General features: G+C 55.5%; 11 protein-coding genes and 1 pseudogene. All 12 read right to left on the reverse strand.

Annotated features, from left to right (window positions below; genetic code table 11):
- Positions 1-345: 345 nt before the first annotated feature.
- The 12 genes and pseudogenes from IEY46_RS22485 to IEY46_RS22545 all read right to left on the reverse strand — a co-directional run bounded on the left by IEY46_RS22485 (position 346) and on the right by IEY46_RS22545 (position 21,176).
- Entirely contained in the window at positions 346-2,448 is a 2,103-nt protein-coding gene (locus tag IEY46_RS22485; protein ID WP_188995228.1) for an S-layer homology domain-containing protein, read from the reverse strand.
- A gap of 386 nt (positions 2,449-2,834) precedes the next feature.
- On the reverse strand, positions 2,835-4,937 hold the full coding sequence (locus IEY46_RS22490) for an alpha-L-rhamnosidase-related protein (RefSeq protein WP_188995230.1): 2,103 nt from the start codon (positions 4,935-4,937) through the stop codon (positions 2,835-2,837).
- A 170-nt stretch (positions 4,938-5,107) separates the two neighbouring features.
- Positions 5,108-8,341, reverse strand: a complete 3,234-nt coding sequence (locus IEY46_RS22500) for a family 78 glycoside hydrolase catalytic domain (protein ID WP_229750469.1) — start codon at positions 8,339-8,341, stop codon at positions 5,108-5,110.
- Between the two features lie 22 nt (positions 8,342-8,363).
- A complete protein-coding gene (locus IEY46_RS22505; RefSeq protein WP_188995236.1) occupies positions 8,364-9,350 on the reverse strand; it encodes a sugar phosphate isomerase/epimerase family protein in 987 nt (328 codons plus the stop codon).
- A 38-nt stretch (positions 9,351-9,388) separates the two neighbouring features.
- Positions 9,389-9,796: pseudogene (locus IEY46_RS22510) on the reverse strand (SGNH/GDSL hydrolase family protein); the annotation flags it as partial.
- A 36-nt stretch (positions 9,797-9,832) separates the two neighbouring features.
- Positions 9,833-13,639 (reverse strand): DUF5722 domain-containing protein, encoded by a 3,807-nt coding sequence (locus IEY46_RS22515; protein ID WP_188995240.1) that lies wholly within the window; start codon positions 13,637-13,639, stop codon positions 9,833-9,835.
- Positions 13,639-14,007 (reverse strand): hypothetical protein, encoded by a 369-nt coding sequence (locus IEY46_RS22520; RefSeq protein WP_188995242.1) that lies wholly within the window; start codon positions 14,005-14,007, stop codon positions 13,639-13,641. The genes IEY46_RS22515 and IEY46_RS22520 overlap by 1 nt, the downstream gene beginning before the upstream one ends.
- 50 nt (positions 14,008-14,057) lie before the next feature.
- On the reverse strand, positions 14,058-14,945 hold the full coding sequence (locus IEY46_RS22525) for a carbohydrate ABC transporter permease (RefSeq protein WP_188995244.1): 888 nt from the start codon (positions 14,943-14,945) through the stop codon (positions 14,058-14,060).
- 16 nt (positions 14,946-14,961) lie between these two features.
- Positions 14,962-15,858 (reverse strand): ABC transporter permease, encoded by an 897-nt coding sequence (locus IEY46_RS22530; RefSeq protein ID WP_229750470.1) that lies wholly within the window; start codon positions 15,856-15,858, stop codon positions 14,962-14,964.
- Positions 15,859-15,932: 74 nt separating this feature from the next.
- The gene (locus IEY46_RS22535; protein WP_188995246.1) at positions 15,933-17,642 is read right to left on the reverse strand and encodes an extracellular solute-binding protein; all 1,710 of its coding nucleotides are present in this window, start codon (positions 17,640-17,642) and stop codon (positions 15,933-15,935) included.
- A gap of 125 nt (positions 17,643-17,767) precedes the next feature.
- Positions 17,768-19,414 carry a response regulator gene (locus tag IEY46_RS22540; RefSeq protein WP_188995248.1) on the reverse strand — a complete coding sequence of 549 codons (1,647 nt, stop codon included), beginning with the start codon at positions 19,412-19,414 and terminating at the stop codon, positions 17,768-17,770.
- The gene (locus IEY46_RS22545) at positions 19,389-21,176 is read right to left on the reverse strand and encodes a sensor histidine kinase (RefSeq protein WP_188995250.1); all 1,788 of its coding nucleotides are present in this window, start codon (positions 21,174-21,176) and stop codon (positions 19,389-19,391) included. The genes IEY46_RS22540 and IEY46_RS22545 overlap by 26 nt, the downstream gene beginning before the upstream one ends.
- Between the last annotated feature and the right edge of the window lie 143 nt (positions 21,177-21,319).

A 21,319-nucleotide genomic window follows, 5' to 3' on the forward strand; every position in this document is an offset into this window, starting at 1 on the left:
GACTTTGCCCCAGTTCGATCAGCAATCCCATCTCGTTAAAGGAATACATCGTAACCTGGCCGCTTGTGCGAGCTTTTATCCCGGGACATGGCATATCAATTCAGGCGTAGCCCGCCCGTATCAGGCACTTGCTTGCGGATGCTAAGAACAGCCCCGCGCCGCCACAAGCGCTCAAAAGGGGGAACAGTAAGGAGTTGCTGCCTTCCAAAAGCAGTAGAAACGGCTGACGGCATCCTTCACGTTCGCGCACTCAAGTCCAAGCTAAAGAGCGGCTATCCGGGAAGAAGGATAGCCGCTCTTGTTTGAGATTGACGTCGCTTGATACTACCTGCAGGTTTCAATCGTTTATGACTGTGATGGATTATAGGTAACCGTATACGTGACCGTTGTCGTTTTTCCGAGACTATTGCTTGAAACGAGCTTGAACGTATTCGCTCCGGGAACCAATGTTACGTCCATGCTGCTGGAATAAACCAGTTTATCGTTTACATACACCTTGGGGCTGTAGTCGTTGTCATCGGAAACCGTCCAAGAGAGTGTAATCGTCTGCGACGTCGTTGTTTCCGGCGCATAGCCTAAGGTTAACCGCGGACCTTGGGGCTCGAACACGATATCATGTGATTCCTCGGTTATTTTGCCTAAGCTGTTGACCGCTTTGATCTTAATCGTGTTCATGCCAGGAGTCAGATTGACGGTTGTGCTGCTTCCATAAATCTGTTCTCCATTGATGTATACTTTTGGGGAGTAATCGTTTTTATCGGATACGCTCAAGGAAACCGTAACAGATTTCTTGCCGGTTGTCTGCGGAATATCTCCCACTTTCAACACCGGACCGCCACTGGAAAACGTGATGGTTTTGGTGATTTCCGTTATTTTTCCCGGCTTGTTGACCGCTTTAACCGTAATCGTATTTGGACCCGGAGTCAGATTAACGGTCGTAGAGCTGCCGTACATCTGCTGCCCATTGACATATACCTTCGGACTGTAGTCGTTCCTGTCTTGTACATTCCAGGAGACCGTAATCGAATCCTTGTCCGTCGTGTCGGGGATCGGTTCCACGGTCAAGTTGGGAGCTCCCCCGTTTAATACGACTGTTTTGGTCACTTCCGTCGATTTGCCGGCACTATTGACCGCCCGGAATGTAAAGATATTTGTACCTTCTTTTAGCGTCACGCTCGTGTTGCTGCCGTATAGCTGGTCACCGTTGAGGTAAACTTTGGGGCTGTAGTCGTTCTTATCCTGTACAGTCCAGCTCAGCGTCAGCGATTCCTTATCTGTTGTCGCCGGGACAATGCCTACGTTCAATACAGGACCGCCGCTTTGAAAAACAACATGTTTGACAACTTCTGTCGATTTTCCAAAGCTGTTTTCGACGACTACTTTAATTTCGTTATCCCCTTCTTCAAGAGTAATCGTAGCTGTTGACCCGTATTGTCTCTCATCATTTATATAGACAACCGGACTTACATCATTTCCGTCTTTCACGGTCCAAGTGACCGTTATCGTTTTCTTGTCGGTTGTTTCCGGCACGCCTTTTACTTCAATAGAAGGCGCGCCTTTTTCAAACTTGACCGTTTTTGTTACAGTCTGCGTCTTGCCTCCCGCCATGCGCGCAGATACGGTATACTTGTAGCTGCCTTCTTCCTCCAAACGGAAACCAACCCGGAATTGTCCTTGCACGACTTCGACTTCTTCGTTATTGATAAAGACCTTCGCACCTTTTGTTGCATCTCCGGAAACATAAAAAGTCGGTGTCGATGTTGTTTCGGGCGCTTCAACGTTCAACGTGAGAGTCTGCTTGCTATCAGCCGCCGCGCCTTTGATCACACGGTAAAGGAGCGCGGCAGACTCTGCCCGCGTAACGGCCTTGCCCGGTTTGAACGTCCCGTCGTTATAGCCGCTTATCAGCTTATTTTCTACCGCCAATGCTACATAAGTACGCATATTAGGTGAAATGTCGTCACCGTCATAAAAACGATTGATTACTCTCTCATCTTTCAACTCATCCGGTTGATAACCAAGAGCCTTAACGAGAGCAACCGCAACATCCTCACGCGTCGCTTTTCCAGTCGGGTCAAAGAAGGCTTTGCCGGACGGCGGATAATAACCGGTGAGAAATTCTTTCGCGGCCTCTATGGATGTATAAGACCATCTGGTCTTCGAGACATCGGCAAATGTCGAAGACGGGCTGCTTGCCGGCAGCTCCAAGTAAAACGCACGTGTAATAAGGACGGCGAATTCTTCCCGTGTTACCGTATTGTTCGGTTTGAACGTATTGTCGGTATACCCTTTGACAAGTCCAAGCTGAGCCATACTGTTAATCTCTTCTTCTGCCCAGAACGTACCGCCCACGTCTTTAAACGAATTGTCCGCAAATGAATCGTTCGGAAATGCAAAAATAGCGGCCAGCAGCAATACGGCGGCTATACTCCCTAACCATTTTTTCATACTCTACAACACTCCCCGTTATTCTATATTCGTACATAGGTAAATAGTTTTATGTACAATAGAACTAATATAGCAAATCATTTTCGAGAATAATGTCGAATAAAGTCGATTATAAGGAAATATTTATAGAAATTGCAACAACTAAATGCCCAGCGGCTTTTGTTATTCCAAACAAGAAGAAACGGATAACGCCGTCCTTTGCGGCATAGCCAAGTTTCTTCTCTTTGAATGATAGAGAAAGGATGACGAAAATTTATACTTTCCTATAATTAAAAAAAGGTCTCCTTAGTAAGAGACCTGAATGTGACTCTGCGCGAACTATTCAATTACCTTTACAATCTATCCGCTTAACATGATCTACTAAAAGTCCGGTGATTCATTCAGGCTTACGCATGGACATCACCCCTTCCCAATTCGATCTCATATTCATAAGACGGTGAGGTCAGGAGCAACTCATATTCATCCCCGCCTACAGCCGTCAATTCCCCTGCGTTGACAATTGGCCTGCCCGCGCATTTAAATTTCAGCACGCCAATACCCGAGTCATTCGCAGTCACTCGAATACGCCAAGCATCCATGTATACGGCGATCTCTCCATCTGGAGTCGGCACCTTCCCCTCGATCCATTCGAGTCCGCACAGCTTCGGCTCTACTTGATAACGGGAGTACCCGGGTTCTGTAGGCTTGACGCCCAACATATATTTCCCGATCAGGTAGATCGGCGCAGCCCCCCATGCATGGCACAAGCTCTTGCGGAACTTGTCGCCGTACATATCGTATTGCCGCTCAGCGGGTATGGCGGGGTCGTATTCTTCCCAGAAGGTTGTAGCCCCCAGATCGAGCATCCCGCCCCAATACTCGCGAACCTCCTGGAACACATAGTCATGCTCGCCGAGCAGGCAAAGCGCATCCAGTTCATAAAAACGCATGAACGGCGTATTGATCTTTTGCACTGCATCGTTCTTCAGCACTTTTTCACGCACAGCCTCCCGCTGCCCTTCATCCAAATAATGAAATCGGGTTGCGAAAATGTTCGGGTACTTTAGAAGCTGCCTGTTTAATTCTCCTTCATACCGGCCATGAATCAAACCGCCCTGTTCATCGTCCCAAAATAATCGGTATATGGTTTCGCGGAGCCGTCCGGTTAGCTTGCCATATCTTGCTTCACCCTCGCTGTCCCCGACTTCTCCCGCGAACAAAGCCGCTGCTTCAAGGCTCCGGCAAAACAGAAGCTGCTCGGCTGCCAGCTCTCCGCGCCGTTCCATGGGTGCCCAATCAATGAATACCCAGTCCTCCGGATATCCTTCCAACATGCCCGCTTCATTGCGCCGGTTCAGGCAAAATTCCATCAATGATACCAGTTTCGGATAACAGGACCGAACAAACGCAAGATCGCCGGTATACAGATAATAATCGTGGACGCTCAAAAACCAGTACAACGTATAGTCCATAATTGTATTGATATGAATTTCCACAGGCTCTTTGCCCCGAAGCGCAATCATCGTCCGCTTGGCGACGTCCTGTTCAAAGAACGAATAATTGTTAATGAGAAAGCCGAGATTCGCGTCCCCGCTCCACACCCACCGGTCCCGCTTCATACCGTCGTAGAGGAACTCCCGCATATTAATGTGCAGGGTATGCGCCGACATCTCCCAAATCTCATTAAGCCGCGGATCGGAGCAGCGGAATTCGCCTCGCCGTTCCATCGGCAAATATTCGTACCGGTGTTCGATCTGCGCATAAGAAATGCCCGGATCCGTTTTGATCTGGATATAACGAAAAGCCCGAGTAACCGATGTAGTGCGATCCAGAGGCTCGGCGCTATTCACGGCCAACGTATCGAACGTCTCCGCTCCCTCCCCCGCCATCGCTTCCTCAAGCGATTCGCCATAATACAAATGAATGCCGCCTTGACCTGAGGCCTCCAGAAAGCTAACGGTTCCGAACGTTTCCCGGCCAAAATCGACGATAACCCCCCCGTCAATATTCGTAACGGCAGCGGGCTGACGCGTTTCATAGGAGAACGGAAAAGCTGCCGGAGGCTGCTCAATATGGTGGAAGGTCCATGATGCAACAGGTACCCATTTGCCGTTCAACGCGGTTACCTCCCACGTTCCGTCCGTTCCGCAAGTCGCTCCGGAAGCATACATAGCGGGAATTTCACGGTCATTATATACATTCACCGTCAATTCATGCCTGCCGGCAGGAATATGCACCGACGTGATTGGTGTCTTCTTGTAAGGAATCGGAGTCATGCTGCCGTCCATGAGCAGAACAAACTCGCCTTGCACCGATAAGGTCAACAGCTCCGGTTCCGTCAAGTCGAACGTCTTGCGGAATTTGACGCTCGTATAGGCAGCATCGAGCCGCCAAGAAGGCGGGCATATGTAGCCTCTGAACTGCCGGAGGACGGATACCTTCTGATGAAGCCATATTTCATAATCGTCCGGATACCAGATCCAAGTAGCCCGTTGGAGGTGGTCCTGCATTTGTTCTCTCTCCCTTCATGCTAATTCGTTTCGCAGGCGCTTTGGATAGACTGGCATTGCGTTCGCCTAGCTCCTTTAGATCGTATTCCGGCAGACGTTCGGTTTTACCCCGGCGGAGGGTGGCCCCTTCAGCTTCTCGATATCCCAAGGGCCTCCCTCGGACCCTGGCCTTACCATGTCGCCACCTTGAACTCGTAGCGGCCGGAGCCGATCCGGAAATACGCCGCCCAGACGTCGCGGCGGATGAACGTCCATCCGTCCCTCGCCGCGTCGTCGTCTTGCGCGTGCGCGACGATCGGCATCCCGTCAATGCGGATTTCCGCGTCCGCCTGCGCGGGAAGCCGAAGTTCCGCCGAGGTGTTCGCCGGAACTTCCACGCGCAGCGACAAGCCGTCGTCCGCGATGCTCCAATCACTTTCGATTCGGCCGTAGAGGCTGTCGTACCGGCAAGCCGCGGACGAGATCCCTCCGCCGGGGAGCGGCCGGATGCGGAACGAACGGAACCCTGCTTCTTGATCGTCCAAGTCGATGCCAACCAGGTAACGGTAGATCCACTCGCCCACCGAACCGAGCGCGTAATGGTTAAAGGAGTTCATCTCGGGATCCTGGAACCCGCGCTCCTCGTTCCAGCCGTCCCAACGTTCCCAGATCGTCGTCGCACCGTTCATTACCGGGTACAGCCAGGACGGGAACGTCTCTTGAAGCAGCAGCCGATAGGCTGTTGCCGTCTCGCCGTACTCGGATAGCAGCGGTAAAATGTAGGAAACGCCCATGAATCCCGTCGTCATATGCCAATCCCGCTGCCGGATGTTGTCGACGAGCCGGCGCAGAGCTGCGCGCTCCATCTCTTTCGGCAGCAAGCCGATCATAAGCGCCAGCACGTAAGCCGTCTGCGTCTCGCTCTCGACGAGCCCGTCTTCCCGGACGAACCGCGCTTGGAACGACCGCTTCAGCCCCTCGAACAGTTCCTCGTAACGAACAGCATCTTCCTCCCTGCCGATCTCTCCCGCCATCCGCGCCATGAGCCGCACGCTATAAGCGAAGAACGCCGCGTTGATGAGCGCGCGCGGCGTCTCCGCCCCGAAGCTCAGATGGTCGCCGAAGCTTTCCGACCGCCGCACCAGGTTCTCGTCGCTGTCGTTCTCCATCCAGACGATCCAGCGGGCCATCGCCTCGTAATTCGATTCGATCGTTCTCTTATCACCGTATACCCGATATAACGTCCAAGGCAGAATGACGCCGCCGTCGGCGAAGAACACATGGCCTCTGCCGAAGTGCTCGACGAACGGAGCGACGTCCGGCATCGCGCCGTCTTCGCCTTGCGCGTCGCGAATGTCGGCCATCCACTTGCCGTAGAAGCTCGCACAGTTCATATTGTAGGTGGCCGTCCGGGCGAAAGCATGGGCGTCGCCCGTCCAGCCGAGCCGTTCGTCCCGCTGCGGGCAATCGAGCGGAACGCCGAAGAAGTTGCCCCGCTGGCTCCACTTCACGTTGTCCATCAACCGGTTGAGCAGCGCGTGCGACGTATGGACTTCCGACGTCTCTTCGGCGGTGGAGCGCACGACAATTCCCGCGATGCGGTCTGTCGTCAGCTCGCCGTCGGGATATCCTTCGATCTCGACGTATTGGAAGCCATGATACGTAAATCGCGGCTCGTATTGCTCCTCGGCCGCTCCTCTGGCAATGTAGACGTCCGTCTGCTTGGCGGTACGAAGGTTCACCCGGTACAACCGGTCCTCCCGCTCCAACCGCTCCGCGTAACGAAGCGTGATCGTCCGGCCGGATTCCGCGCCGGTCACTTTCAGCCGAAGCCATCCGACCATGTTCTGGCCCATGTCGACGATATAACGACCCTCGCCGACGCGACGGACGGAACGGGGAGCAAGCTCGTCGACCGCGCGGATCGCGGGTCCTTGCTGCGCCGTCATCCGCCCGCCGGGGCCTTCCTCGAAGAACGCCGTGGATTGAAGTTCCGGCGCAGACGCGAAAGAAGCTCTCTCCAGCCGGGCATCGTACGTCTCGCCCATGTAGATATCCGCGGAGACGATCGGGCTTAGCGCGGCGTACCACTCTTCGTCCGTGCCGATCGTCTCGCTCGTGCCGTCCGCATAGTCGATTCGCAATTGCGCTCGGCAAGCGACCTTTTTTCCGTAATGGTAAGGGCCGCATATCCCCAGATGGCCGGCGTACCAACCGGAGCCGACATCGGCTTCCAGCGTGTTGTCGCCCTCCCGAAGCATCGACGCGACATCGTAAACCTGGTACGGAATGCGAGTACGGTAATCCGTCCAACCGGGCGCAAAAACGTCGTTGCCGATCGGGACGCCGTTCATGCGGCTTTGATAGATTCCGAGAGCGGAAATATACAGCCTCGCGCCCGCCACGGGTTTCTCGACCCGGAAAGCGCGACCGAGAACCGGACATGGGCCGTAAGCGGTATTGACCGGGTAGTGGATGCGTTTGTAGACGCTCCAGTCCCCTTCACCGAACGCGCCGATCTTCGCGGGGGCTCGCCACCCGGCTCCCTCTCCCGTCGAATCGGGTGACGTCCAATCCTCTTGCGGAGAGTCCGAAGCTAGCCAATCGCCCTCTCCTCCGTAGGTACGAACGCTCCCGTCTGGATACGTAAGCCGCAGCGTCGCGACGAGCCCTGGCCTTTCCCCGTCCGCAGCGCACGCCACGACGTTCCTCCCTTGCCGCAGCAAGCCCGCCACGTCCAGCACGACCGATTGAAGGTAAGGATAATAGAGTCCCTCGTCGTGTTCGTTTACATAAATATAGAGGGAATCCGCCGCGAAGACGTGCAGCTTCGCCTCGGCCGGCAGTCCTTCGTCCCCGATCTCGAAAACGAGCCGGAAATAGCGCTTCCCGCGGTCGTCGCCGGATTTCTCGCCAGTGCCGCTCCCGGACCCGCTCTCCGCGTCTGCCTTCTTGGCGCCTGCAGTTTCCTCGGCGTTAACCGCCCGATCCCAGAGCACCGGCACGCCCTTCAGCAGATCCGGTTCCGGCTGCGGTTCCGGTAAGAACGGGGCGGTGATCCACCGCCCGGTCCATTCCTCCTGCCTCAGCAAACCCATTTCCCAATAACCGGTATCGCTCCATTCGCTTTCGTTGCCGTCTCTATCCCAGACTTTCGTTTTCCAATAGTAACGCGTCTCCGATCGCAACTCGCATCCGCCGTATGCGATATGCTGCGAATCGCGGGACTCGACGCGGCCGCTGTCCCAGCAGTCGCCGATAACCCGCTCCAGCCCCTCGCGGCTGACGGACACCAGAACGCGATATGCGGTCTGGTATTCGCCCCTTCGATTGGATTGCAGTTGCCAGCTAAACGCCGGACGCGCGTTGTCGATACCGATCGGACTCGTTTCGTAATCGACGGTCATTTTGCCTACAGTAATCATGATGTCCCTCTCTTCCTGCCGATCAACGATCCAGCGACAGCAGCAGCCTGCGCAGATAAGCGGTAATCTCCGGCGACTTGCCACCTTTCAGCAACGCCTCGATCTCTCCGGACGGAATCGCGTCCACGAGACGGACGAACGCTTCCATCGCGTTGACCCCTTCCCGCACCGCTTCCAATCCGTCTTCCCGGTACGGATATTGGTCGATCGACAGCCAGCCGTCGTAGCCGGTCCGCTTCAGCCAATAGAAAAACTCCAGCGTCTCGATCGTATGGATGCTGCCCACAATCATGTCATCGTCCCAATGGCGAAAGTTGTCGTTCATGTGGACGTGGAACAGCCGGTTGCCGTACTTCTTCAGCAGCGCGACCGATTCGGCCGGCGTCTCGTAAGCGTTCAGCGAGTGTCCGAAGTCGATCGTCACGCCGACGTTGTCCGCGCCGGTCTCCTGGGCCATGAGAATAGACACGGCCGCCGTGCTCAGGTAGCTGTGGGTGCGCGGCTCCTTGGGCTTGTATTCCAGGCTGATTTTTACGTCCGGCCGATAGCGGCTCACTTCCTTCAGCCCCTCCGCAAACCAATCGCGTTCCTCGATGTAATCGGCCTGGAACAGGTAGTCGTAGCCGTCTTGGCCGGGCCAGAGCGAGATGAGATTCCCTCCCAGTTCCGTCGCGGCGTCGATCATTTCTTTCGTATGGGCGACGGCTTCCCTGCGAACGGCCGGATCCTTGGCCGCGAAGCTGCCGTATTTCCATTTCATCTGGCCGAAATGATCGGGAATGATCGAGACGAGCTTCAACTCGTGATGCTCCAGAAGGACCTTAAGTTCCTTCACGTTGTTCTCCGTCACGTGCCAGGTGCCGATCAGCTCGACGCCCGTTATCTGGGGAATTCGCACGGCCCGCTCGAACAATTCGGAAATGGCGAACGGTCTGTCGTAGCCGCCGGTCACGTAACGATCCGAGCAGCTGCCTACATTCGATAAAATGACGGAATATTGCGACTTCATTGCAGATCACTCCTCATATGCGATTCTCGATTCTTTGCTTATGCGCCAACCGCTCGGTCGGCCAGCATGCCGAATACGAATTGCGCATGCCATCGGGATAGAAAATCGTTCGGATGGTTCACGTTGTTGCCCGTCATGTCGCCGAAGCTTTTGGTCTTCAGCAGCTCGGCGTGAACGCCTGTCATATCCGCGGCTGCGACCCCCGGCATCTCGGAAGCGAGCTCGCGAAGCGCCTCGAAATAATAAGGCTGCTGATCGAGGAAGAAGGTCTCGGGGTTCGGCAGCGTTGTGCCCGCCAGGATGAATTCGGCCGCAGGATTGACCGACCGGACCGTATTGACGATCGACCGGATATTCGCTTTGAAAGCGGACGGCGTCACCCCGTCCCCGATACCGGTCCCCGATCCGTCGTTCATGCCGAAGGCGACGATGACGAGATCCGGATGCTCCCCGGAGACAAGCGAAGCGGCATTGTCCTTGCCCTATGCCGACGTCGTCCCGCCGACGGAAGGATTGACGAATGCGACGTCGGATCCGTAATGGCGTTCCAGCGCATTCGCGAGCATGCGACCCCACGTCGGCAGATAAGGCGGCACCCCGGAAAACCCGCTGGCGTTGGCGCCGACCGAGATGCTGTCCCCGAAGAGCGCCACCTTAACCGGATCTCCCGCCCGCAGCTTCCCGATCGTTAGGGGCAAGCTCTCCCGGGCGAATGCCGGCGACGGCCCGTTCCAGGTCCCGGCATGCTTATAGGTGACGACGATCTGCCGATCATGGAAGAACGAGCCTTCCCGGTAGATGACGGCGCCGCCGCCCTTCTTCGGCATGCTGACGTTCGGCGTGTATTCCGGCAAATACATTTCGTCTTCCGTCATGTATGGGATTCGCGAGTGTGCGGAGAGCCGAAGCTTGCCGTTCTCGAATGTCCAGTCGGCGCCTTCCGCGTATTCCGTATCCAGTCTGGCGTTCTTCACCGCTACCACCTCGGTCGGCGCATACATCAACCTCGCTTCCGGAAGCTCGCCATCATGCGAAACCATCAGCGCCGATTCGTTGTACAACGTATCCCCTTGCCAGAATGGCTGCATCGACAACGCCTCCAAACTCGCGGGATCGTCCCCGGCATCGTGCCCGAACATCAGCTCCTGCACGGTATTCCGGTAATGGAATCGAATCCCTGTCCTGTCTTCATCACCTAGGTCGTATGAAGCGATCTGCAGCCTGAACCGCTGCGATTCTCCCGTGCCGAGCCCGTTCAATTTCAGCTTGCTTGTTTTGAAGGACAAGTTCCCGATCGGCTCGACGCTGATTTCCCCGGACAGCTTCTTGGCATCGTAGTTGGTTGCCTCGACGGTTAGGTAAGCGCCGGCCGATACGCCCGCCAGATCCGACGTTACAGTGATATCGAGATTCGCCAACCCGCCGACCGCTTCATTCTTCCTCGAAAATCCGGCATCGTCGATCAGCAGCGAGCCGTTCCAGCTATCGTTCGTCGTCTTGCGCGTCCACACCTTGATCCGGTCGATCGCCGCCTTGCCGGACCATCCGCTCAGGTCGAGGGACAGCGCGTTCCAGCCCCGGTCCGGGACGATTCTCGCGACGCCTTCAGCGATGCGGTCCCCGCTGTACACTCTCACTTTCGCGTAATAAATTTGCGTACCGACCGGTTCGGTCAGCTTCAACGAGACGTTCAGGTAGGGCTTCGCCGTTGCGTCGACCGGCGTCGCGAACTTCTTCTCCGCGCCTTTCCACAGGCGTTCCAGTCCCACGAATGTCATGCGCACCAACTTCACGAAATCGACCTTCAGCGCGCCGGTTCCCTCATACGCATCCGCCGTCGTTCGCGTGATCCCGTCGGCATGGTCGGAGGGCTCCCAACCATCGATGCCCGTCTCGAAGCGATCGCCGCCTTCGTTCCGCGGCGCGCGTTTGTTGACCGACATGGGCACAAGCTGGGCGGGAACGCGTTGGTCCAGCCCGGCGGCGTCGAAGCCCGGAATCGCCTTGCTCCAATCCGAAATGCCGATGATCGGTTTCGCGAATTCGGTCGCTTCGAGCGAACGGCTCGTGTCGATGTTCTTGAACACGTCGTAAATGAATTTCTTGTCTTTCGCCACGAACCCCGGAAGCGCCGTGTTGGCCGTCCATAAGCCCATGTTCAGTCCCGCCGCCGGAATGTCGAGCTGGTTGAACAGAATAAACGCGTCGATGCCGTCCAAAAACCGGGCTTTGTAATACGCGTAGGCGTATGCGGCCGCCTGGACCCGCTGCGCTTCCGGCGTGTCCGCTTGTGTATGGAAGCCCTGCTCGGACAGAATGATTCTTCTGCGCTCTCCGCCGGACTTGAACGCTTCCTGGCCCATGTACCGGTCGATCACCTGCAAGTTTTTGAACGTGATTTTCGGCGTATCGAAGCCGTCCGTCACATGAAGGCTGTCGTTCCAAGTGCGCGGATCGAGCATATTCTCGGGATACGGATGCTGCGCCAGATGCCACGGGTAATCTCCGCCCCGCTTGGACAAGGCGTTCATCTTGTCGACGATGTCCTTGCCCTTGTAAAAGCGCGTGGGCTGGTTTGAAAAATAAGGCTCGTTCCAGGCGTTATCGAGCGAGATATACACTCTGGCGCTGTCAGAATATTTGCGGACGGCCTGATAGGCCACCCGGACAGACCGCTCGTATTGCTCGACGAACTGGTCGACGGTCTTGTCGCCCATGTTCTGCCAGATCCACGCGGAATCCACCTCGTTGCCGACGATGTATCCCATTGCCCTGCCGTACCGTTCGTCCTGCCGCGTATAGCGGTCGGCCAGAAACTCCATGGCGGTCTTGAAGTAGGTTACTCCTTCGGCGTTCGCCGTATTAAACGCGTAGACGGTGCCTTGGCCCCTGGCCGCGTCAGGATGAATGAGCGCGTTCGTCGATCCGTCCGGATCGTCCGCATCGTAGAGAATCAGAACGAGATTAACGATCGTTCCGTTGTCGGACATCGCCTTGATCTCTCTGTCCAGCTCGACCACGGCGTCCTTGTGAAAATAATAAGTTTCGCCTTCCGATACGAACGGGATCGCGTTGGCCGGATCGACGTCGTCCTTGTACATCAGGCTATTCACGACGACGGTCAGCGTCGCATGGGCGACGCCGAGCTCCTCGGCATCGTCCGTCATCTGCACGTTAAGGCCTTTCTTGGATAGCGCGACCGGATATGGGAACGAATGCGCCGCCGGGAAATCGATTGCCGTGGCCGACTTCGGCGCGTCGACGTATCGAATGCCTCCGTCGCCTTCGCCGTCCTCGCGGAGAACGACAAGAAACTTGGAGTAGTAGCGATCCCGCTCCCCGTCGAACCGGTTCACGGCGAACGAGAACCCGCCATCGCCTCCAGCCGGGACCGGAATCGAGCTTAAGGGTGATAACGAGGCGATATCCGCTTCGTACTGGTAAGGGGCGAGCTCGTAGAGCTGCAACCGCGCATTCGCCGCGACGGCCGCATTGCCGAGCTCCCCGGTCACCGTCACGTTACCGGCATCCACGCGAACCGTTGACACTTCGCCGACGTATTCATAGATCGGACGATCCTGCTTGTCGAAATCGATGCCTTCAATCGCGATCGTATTCGTTCCGGATGAGCCTCCCGCCACTTGCAACCGTAGGCCGGTCACTTGCCCCGCCCAATTCGGATGCCCGAGAAGTCTGGCTGCATAGGTTTTGTTCGCACCGTCCTCCGCGGCGAGTTCGAGCGCCGCCGACTTGGCTTCGTCGAAGGCGGGCTCCGTCTCCGTCGTCCAATACAGCTTGCCGGAAGACAGCGCCGCACCGTTCGCGAGCTTCAACGTTACGACGTTGTTAGCCGCCGCGTCCAATTTGATCGGAGCCGAGGTCATCGTTGCCCCCGTCCCCGTCAAGCCGAGCGACAGTTTGCCGCCCGACACGGTCGGCGAAGCGGCCGAACCGTCGAACGACCAACCCTCCGTATCGCCGTCGTAGGAGAACTGCCAATCGAGAATATTCGCCGCGTGAACGTAATCGACGTAAAATTCCGTCTGCGGCCAATCCGGCAGCGGATCGTCCGGATGATCGGCGCGGTCGTACGCGTGCTGGAAGCCGACCTCCAGCTTGTCGATCGCCCCGCGTCCCTCCCAGCCGCTCAAGTCGATCCCGATCTTGTTCCACTGGTTGTTGAAGACGCGGACGATTCCTTCTTCCACCGAGTCGCCGCTAAAGACTCTTAACCTGGCGTAATAAGGCTTGTCGTTCGGCAAATAGCCGAAGTGATCGTAAGCCATCATCAGATAGCGGTAATCCGAAAGGTCCAGAGGCTGGTCGAACGTGCGGATCGCCGTTCTCCAGACGTTGTTTGCAAGTTAGGCACGCTCTTCATCGCGAGGAACTTACTGCCTTCATAAGGAAAAAACACGTTCCACGCCTGCTCGGCGAGGCCGACCTCGGCCACGTTCTCGCCCGCTTGCCAGCCGGCCGCGGCCCCTGGCGATTCGAAATCCTCGATTACGGTATAAGGCGCGAATTGCCCGACCGTCCTCATGTTCGGCGTCTGCGACGGAACCCCGTCGGCCGCCCTCGCCGTATCCATACCGATTACAGAACCGGCAGGCAGAACCAAACTTAACGCCAATCCCAAGACGCACCCAAGAGCCAACCTCTTTTTCCACGTTCGCATCGATCATTAACCCCCCAAGAATTAGGAAATTATTCCTTCACGCTGCCGAGTACGATGCCATGGATGAAGTACCGTTGAAGGAACGGATAAACGAGCAAAATCGGAAGCATTCCGACGAACACTTGGGCGGCGCGAGCCGTCCGGTCCGAGATCCGGTTGAACAATCTGGCCGTCTCCGGGTCGGTGAACTTAGACAGATCCGGCATCGTAATGACGGTCTGCAAATAGCTGGATAACGGATACTTCGCCGGATTGTTCATCAGCAGCAAGCCATCGAACCACGAATTCCAATGGCCCACGACAGTGAACAGCGTGATCGTCGCGAGAGCGGGCGTCGACAGCGGAATGTAGATGCTGAACAGAATGCGCCAGTCCCCCGCCCCGTCCATTCGAGCGGATTCGTTCATCTCCTTCGGAAGCCGGCGGAAGAAGTTAAGCAGCAAGATGACGTTGAATACCGGAACGGCTCCGGGTAGCACAAGCGCCCAAATGGAATTGAGCAGATCCAAGTTTTTGATCGTTAAATACCAGGGAATCAGGCCGCCGCCGAAAAGGATCGTAATCACGAAATACCAGACGTAGAGCGACCGCAGCCGGAAATCCCGGCGTTCCTTGGACAGCGGATATGCACACAGCAGCGTCAGGGCGAGATTGATCGCCGTGCCTAGAGCGACCCGTTGCACGGTAATGCCCATGGACCGGAAAAACTGCCCCTGCGAGGCGACGTATTCGTAGGAAGCCCAAGTGAAATCGCGCGGCCAGAACAGAACGTTACCCGCCGCTACTTGAACTTTGGAACTAAGCGATAGAGCCAATACGTGAACGATGGGCAGAAAACAAAGCGCCGCCAGCAAAGTCAGCAGCGCGTAGTTGGCCAGATTGAAGCTTCTACCGCTCCAAGACGTCGGCTTTATCATCCGTCAGCCACTCCAATCAAAAAATTCTATAGTTGGCGTACTTGTAAGCCAGTCCGTAAGAGACGGACACGAGAACGAACGAGACGAGAGACTTGAACAAACCTAGCGCCGCGGAGACGCTGAACTGGTAATCTTGCAGGCCGATCCGGTAAATCATCGTATCGAGGATGTCTCCGCTTTCGAGCACGGGCGCGCTGTACAGGTTGAACACCTGGTCGAAGCCGGCATTCAGTACGTTACCGAGGCTCAGCGTCATCATCAGCACGATGATCGGAGCCATCCCGGGAAGCGTAATGTGCAGCGTCTGCTTCCAGCGGCTCGCTCCGTCGATGACGGCCGCTTCATAAAGCGTCGGATTGATGCCGGTAAGCGCCGCCAAGTAGATGATCGTGTCGAACCCGAACTGCTTCCATGTATCCGAGAAAATAAGCGTCCACGGAAACCAATCGTTGTCCCCGAGGAAGAAGATCGCATCGAAGCCGAGCCCTTGAATCATCTGGTTCACGATCCCTTTCAAGGAGAGAACGTCCATCAGGATGCCGGCGAGAATGACCCAGGACAGAAAATAAGGCAAATAAATCAACGTCTGCACCGAGCGCTTGAACACGACGTTGCGAATCTCATTGAGGAGCAGCGCCGTGATGATCGGTACGATCAGGTGCAGGACGATCTTGGCCGTCGCGATGAACACCGTGTTCCAGAGAACGCGGCTGAAATCGGGCAGGTCGAAAATATATTGGAAATTCTCGAAGCCGACCCACTCGGACTTGAAAAAACCTTTCGTCGGGTAGTATTTCTGGAAAGAAATGATGATCCCAAACATCGGAACGTAACAGAAAAGGAAGAGAAACAAGACCCCCGGCAACAGCATGATGTGGTTGGAGCTTTCCTGTCTCCACTTGCGATTGAACACGATCTTCGTCACCTCCTTCCGCCGCCGGGGAACGGACGACCAGCGTCCGTCGCCCGCTGGCGGGCTAATCTATATTACTTGTTGCTCGCGTACCATTCGTTGACTTCCTGAGTGATCTTGTCGCCGCCGAGCTTCTTCCAATTCGCCACGTAGTTGTCGAATTCGTCGATCGGCGCCGCGTTCATGATGATCTTGATGAATGTCTCGTTCTGCATCTTGCCCAGCGTGGACATTTTCTCGTCCGCCGTCTTGGTGGAGCCGCCGAAATATTTGTCAATGACGACGCCGTCCGGCTGCAACTGATATTGGTCGCGCACTTCGAACGGGCTGACCGCGGGCTGGTGGATCCACCATTGCTGCCATTTCTCGGGATCCGAACCGTCCGTGCCCGCAACGAGATCGTAGGTGTTCTTAAGAGCTTCGTTCAGACCGGAAGGATCCTTGGCTGCCAACGCATCGCGTACGAGACGGTAGTTGTAATCCTTGATGTAGCCCTGGACCGGCGATAACACGTGCATGGCATATTTCGCGTTCTCTGCCCATGCATAGGTCTGCAGATCATTGTTCGTTCCGAACTTGTCTTCGCCGTACACCTTCTGCAGGAACAGGTTCATCATTTTCACAGCCACCTCCGGGCGGGGGAAGCCCTTCTTCACGACGTGGAAGCCGCCGACGGAGACGCCTACGCTCGGCTTGGCCGGAGTCCCGTCGATCGAAGGCAGAGGAAACGCCTTCCAGGAAGCCTTCGGATCGTTCTTGATCAGATCGACCGCGATCAGCGCCGATTCCGAGATCGTGCCGTAGAAAATGCCGAGCTTGCCGGACACGACGTCTTCCTTCAGCCGGTTGTAATCTTTCGTACCGAACTCCCGATCAATCAAGCCGTCCTTGTACATTTGCTGCAGCCTGGCCAGCGCGGTCTTCGTCTCCGGAGCGATGCTGCCGAACATTAATTGTCCGGCTCCGTCGTCGACCCAGATGTCCGGATAAGCATGGAAGCCGTTCAAGAAACCACCCATGGAGCCGCCGCCCATCGTCGCGCTAAGGACTCCGAGCCCGAGTGTGTCGGCTTTGCCGTTGCCGTCGGGATCTTGCTTGACGAAAGCTTCCGCCACCTGAACGAGCTCGTCGATCGTCTTCGGCTCAGGTAAGTTCAGCTTCGCGAGCCAGTCGGAACGGACGTACAGCGTCACCAAGGAATCGCGAGGATCGCCGCCGTACATCGGGACAGCCATCAGCCGGCCGTCGTACGTCGCCATTTTCTGAGCCGGCGCCAGCGCCTCCGCGACTTGTTCCTTTAAGTACGGCATCGCGTACTTGTCGAAGACATCCGTCAAGTCTTCGACCATGTCCGCTTCAACCAGTTGGTTCAGCTGTTTCTTTGAGACGACCATCAGATCCGGAATGTCGCCGGACGCGATCGTCACGTTCATTTTGTTATCGTATTGAGTGGAATCGACTTGCCAATTCCACTTCAGGTTGACGCCGAGCGTCTCCCGATACAGCTTCGTCCAGCGGTTGTCGTTATCCCACGTCTCGCCTTCGGGAAAAGTCGCCCAGCCCGCAGTGGACAAAACGGATTTCACGGTAATCGGCTGCTCATACTTGCCGAAAGGCCCGTCGCTTGCAGCCGTCTTGCCCGCATTGTCCGTCGACTTCACGTTCTGACCGCCATTCCCTTCGGACCCGCTTCCTCCATTGTTTGAGCCGCTGCTGCAAGCACTGACCACAGTCGTAATTAGCGCGGCAACCAGCAGCATCGACAATCTTTTTCTTCCGTTCATGCGTTGTCCCCCTCAAGACGGTTTGTTCGTGCATGATTATTGTAACAACTGCAAATTCCGGCCTCTATTCTAAAGATTTTACTTTGCGTTGTAAGTTTTTGAGGCCAATCGTCCGGGATTGCACTTTATTTACGCTCATGTTCGTGCAGCAGCTTCTCCCGATATTCCTGCGGAGTAAATCTGGCCGCTTTTTTGAATACACGGTAAAAGTACTGCACGGAGGAAAATCCGACCGCCGCCGCGATGTCCTGAATTTTGCGGTTCGGATCCCCCAGCATGTCCTTGGCCCGTTGAATCCGGCAATCGGTAATATATTCGGCAATGCCGACACCGTTCTTCTGCTTGAACAGCCGGGACAGATAAGACGGATTATGATTCACGTTCTCCGCAATGGCGGTCAGAGAGAGCTCATTGCCCAAATTATCCCCGATTATCCGCTTGACCCGGAACACCAGCTCGTCCTCCTGCTCGTGCAGCAGCCGGTTCTTGCAATCGAATAGGAGGTTCCCGCATTCGCGCAAATAATCGATCGCCTCGCTGCGCGAAGCAAACAAATCGGGTCTAAGCAGCCGGTCCCCGTCCACCTGTTCTCCGGACGATAACAAATTCAGGCCTTGCGGCTGGATGGAAAGAATAAGCGAGGCAGCCATATAATAGTTCTGCTCGAAGGAACCTTGACTTAAAATTTCAGTCAGAATGTCATTAAACGATTCCGGTAAATTATGATTTAAACATTCGGTCAACCGGTTTAGTTGATATACGGAATTGTGCAGCTGCGAGAACGGCGGAGACTCCCCTGCTGCATTCTCCTTGTTCACAATCAGCATCTCCTGTCCCGAACCGAGCCCCCAAGCAAGCTCCGAACGCATACTCGCAAATTTGGGGGACAGCTCCCCCCATCCGGCGGGCCGGTCGGCAAGCGCGACGGACAGCTTCAGCTTCAGCAGCTCCCGGCATGCCTCTTGAATCCGCTCGAACGTTCCTTGCACGAACCGTTCGATCATGGCCCAGGTTTCCTCCTGAATCCGCGGAATACTGCTCGGATTCATCTCTTTCGGCTGAATCAGCCAAATCAGGTTGAACCGGTCGTACACGAACGAGACCTGTACGACAGTCGTGTCCAAGTATTCGCCGGCAATGTTCTGTATGCTGTACAGAAGCAGGCAGCGGTCGTAATAAACGATGTCTGCCGCCCATTCATCCACCCGTCCAATGACGAGCAGCGCCGGTACGATGGGATGCAGCGGGATGCTCAACTCCTTGAACTGCCTGGACAGGGCGCTCTGCCCAATCTGGTCACCCTGCAGCATATTGCTGAAAAAATCCTTCTGCAGCGCGGCCCCGGCGGTCTCAATTTGGTTTTTGGATTTGGCGATCAAGGCATTGATTTCGATCTCCGCCTCCAGCTTCCGTACAGCCTTCTCCACGGCTGTGATGAGCACCTCGTCACCGTCGGTCTTCAGCACATAATCGAGCGCCCCGCCGCGAATCGCCCGCTGGGCATAACCGAAATCATTGAACCCCGACAAGAAAATAACCTGGCATCTCGGCCAGTAGCGGACGATCTCGCGATGCAGTGTCATACCATCCATGCCGGGCATGCGGATATCGGAGATGACGATATCGACCTTCGTCCGCTTCAACCATTCCAACGCTTCCTTGGCGGAGAAAGCCCCGATAACTTCAAGCTCCAAATGGGGCAGCTGATGAAAGACTTCGATTAACCCTTCCACGACATAATCTTCATTATCCACGATCAGTATGCGGTACATAGGACTCGACCTCCCCGATTGGTATAACCATAATGATGCGCAGCCCGCCCAAGTCGCTGCGTTCTGCCTTAATGCCATACCCTTCACCGAATTTCAGCTGCAGCCGGCGATGCACATTGACGAGCCCCGTCGTTTCGATGTCCTCTTCCTTCGAGGCCAGCCGCTGGATGATTTCGCTCAGATTGGAATCGGGCAGATGCTCGCCGTTATCTTCCACGATCAACGACAGGGCCCGTTCGTCCGGCATCAATGAAAATCGCAACAGACCGATTCCTTCCACTTCCTCCACTCCGTACTCGAATGCATTCTCCACGATCGGCTGCAGAACGAGTCTGGGGACCTTCAGATCTGCGAGACGATCCGGAAGCTCCTGCCACTCGATCATAACCTTGTCGCGGAAGCGCATTTTCAAAATATCGGCGTACGTTCTGGCATGGTCGACCTCCATACGCAAGGTCGCTTCTTCCTGAGCGTTTCTGGCGATGTATTTCAGATAGTCCCCAAGCAGTCTCGTATAACGTTTGAGACTGTCTATGTCCTCCGCTTGGACGAGGCGGTGCATCCGGTAATAAGTGTTGTACAGAAAATGGGGATTGATCTGCGCCTGCAAATGGCGCAGCTCCGCCCTTTGCCAACGAATATTTTGTTCATATACGTCGTGTATCAACGACTGAATCCTGCCGACCATCTGGTTGAATTGCTGGTAGAGGTATTGAATCTCATCTTTGTTTTTGTGAGTCAGGTGGACATCAAACGTCCCTTCTTTCACTTTGCGGAAGGCACGGATCAGCCGCTGAAGCGGACGCTGCAGAAAGAGGTAAATCCAGTAGGCGAACAGAATGACAATGAGGATGGCGGTCGCGACCAGGATGCGGAACCAGATTTTATAAATTTCCAGCGGCTCGAACACGTCCTTCTCCGGGACGTAAAGCGTCAATGCCAGTCCGAAGTCCGGCGAACGTTCATAGGCTACCATGTAGGTCTGGTTCCACACGGTCATCCGCTTTTGGCCCGAATCGCTTTCCTCTCCCTCCACACGGTTCAACCGCGTCATCTCTTCCGTGAAGGAGGGATCGCTATCATCCCCGAGCACGGCCCACTTCCCTTCCGGACCGGCAAGAATCGCGTTTCCGCCATTCTCGGTTAAGATCTGCGACAGTACGGACTCGATTTTGGAACGGTCCAGCACAATTTCGATCCAGTAGAGCGGCAGATCCCCGTTTACATAATTGCCCGTCGGATACCGCTCCACCATTATGAGCTGATTGTTCCAGGAAACGATCGGAAATTCGTTCCGGTTGAGCATGAGATGGAGCTGCTTGTCCTCATCGGAGTTTCCATATTCGATCTGATCGGGTTGAATAATTTTCTGCTCCGCCACCATATGCAGCTTGACGGTCTTGATGTAGGAGCTGGACGATGATAGCGTTTGCATTTTCTTCTGAAGATTGAGTACCGCCACCCGCCGGTCGTAGTCGGTCATCGCTGGGGAAAGTACATTCAGGCGTTGAATTTCCTGATCGAAAATATATTCCCGCTTCAGATTGACGATGTGCCCGAGCTCTCGGGTCAATTCGTTGAGATAGAAATGGACGCGCGAATGAAGGGAACTCTCGATTTCCTTGCGAATAATGTTCTCCCCGTTACTCACCAGCACATACCCTACCGCCATAATCGGGATGATCGCAACGAGAAACGAAAATAGGATCTTCTGAAACAATCCGAAGGAGAGCAGCTTGCTTTTCCGAAAGGGATCGACCATCTAGGTTATGCACATCCTTGTACGGGCGCAGATCGTCGCCGACCCCGCCGGATAAATTTACTCCTAAATCTACTACGTTTTCTATACCGATACAATAGGAACATCATCCGGAAAGCCCGCTCCCGAATGTATCGGAAATTTTC

This window comes from Paenibacillus nasutitermitis, from assembly GCF_014641075.1.
GTDB lineage: Bacteria > Bacillota > Bacilli > Paenibacillales > Paenibacillaceae > Paenibacillus_Z > Paenibacillus_Z nasutitermitis.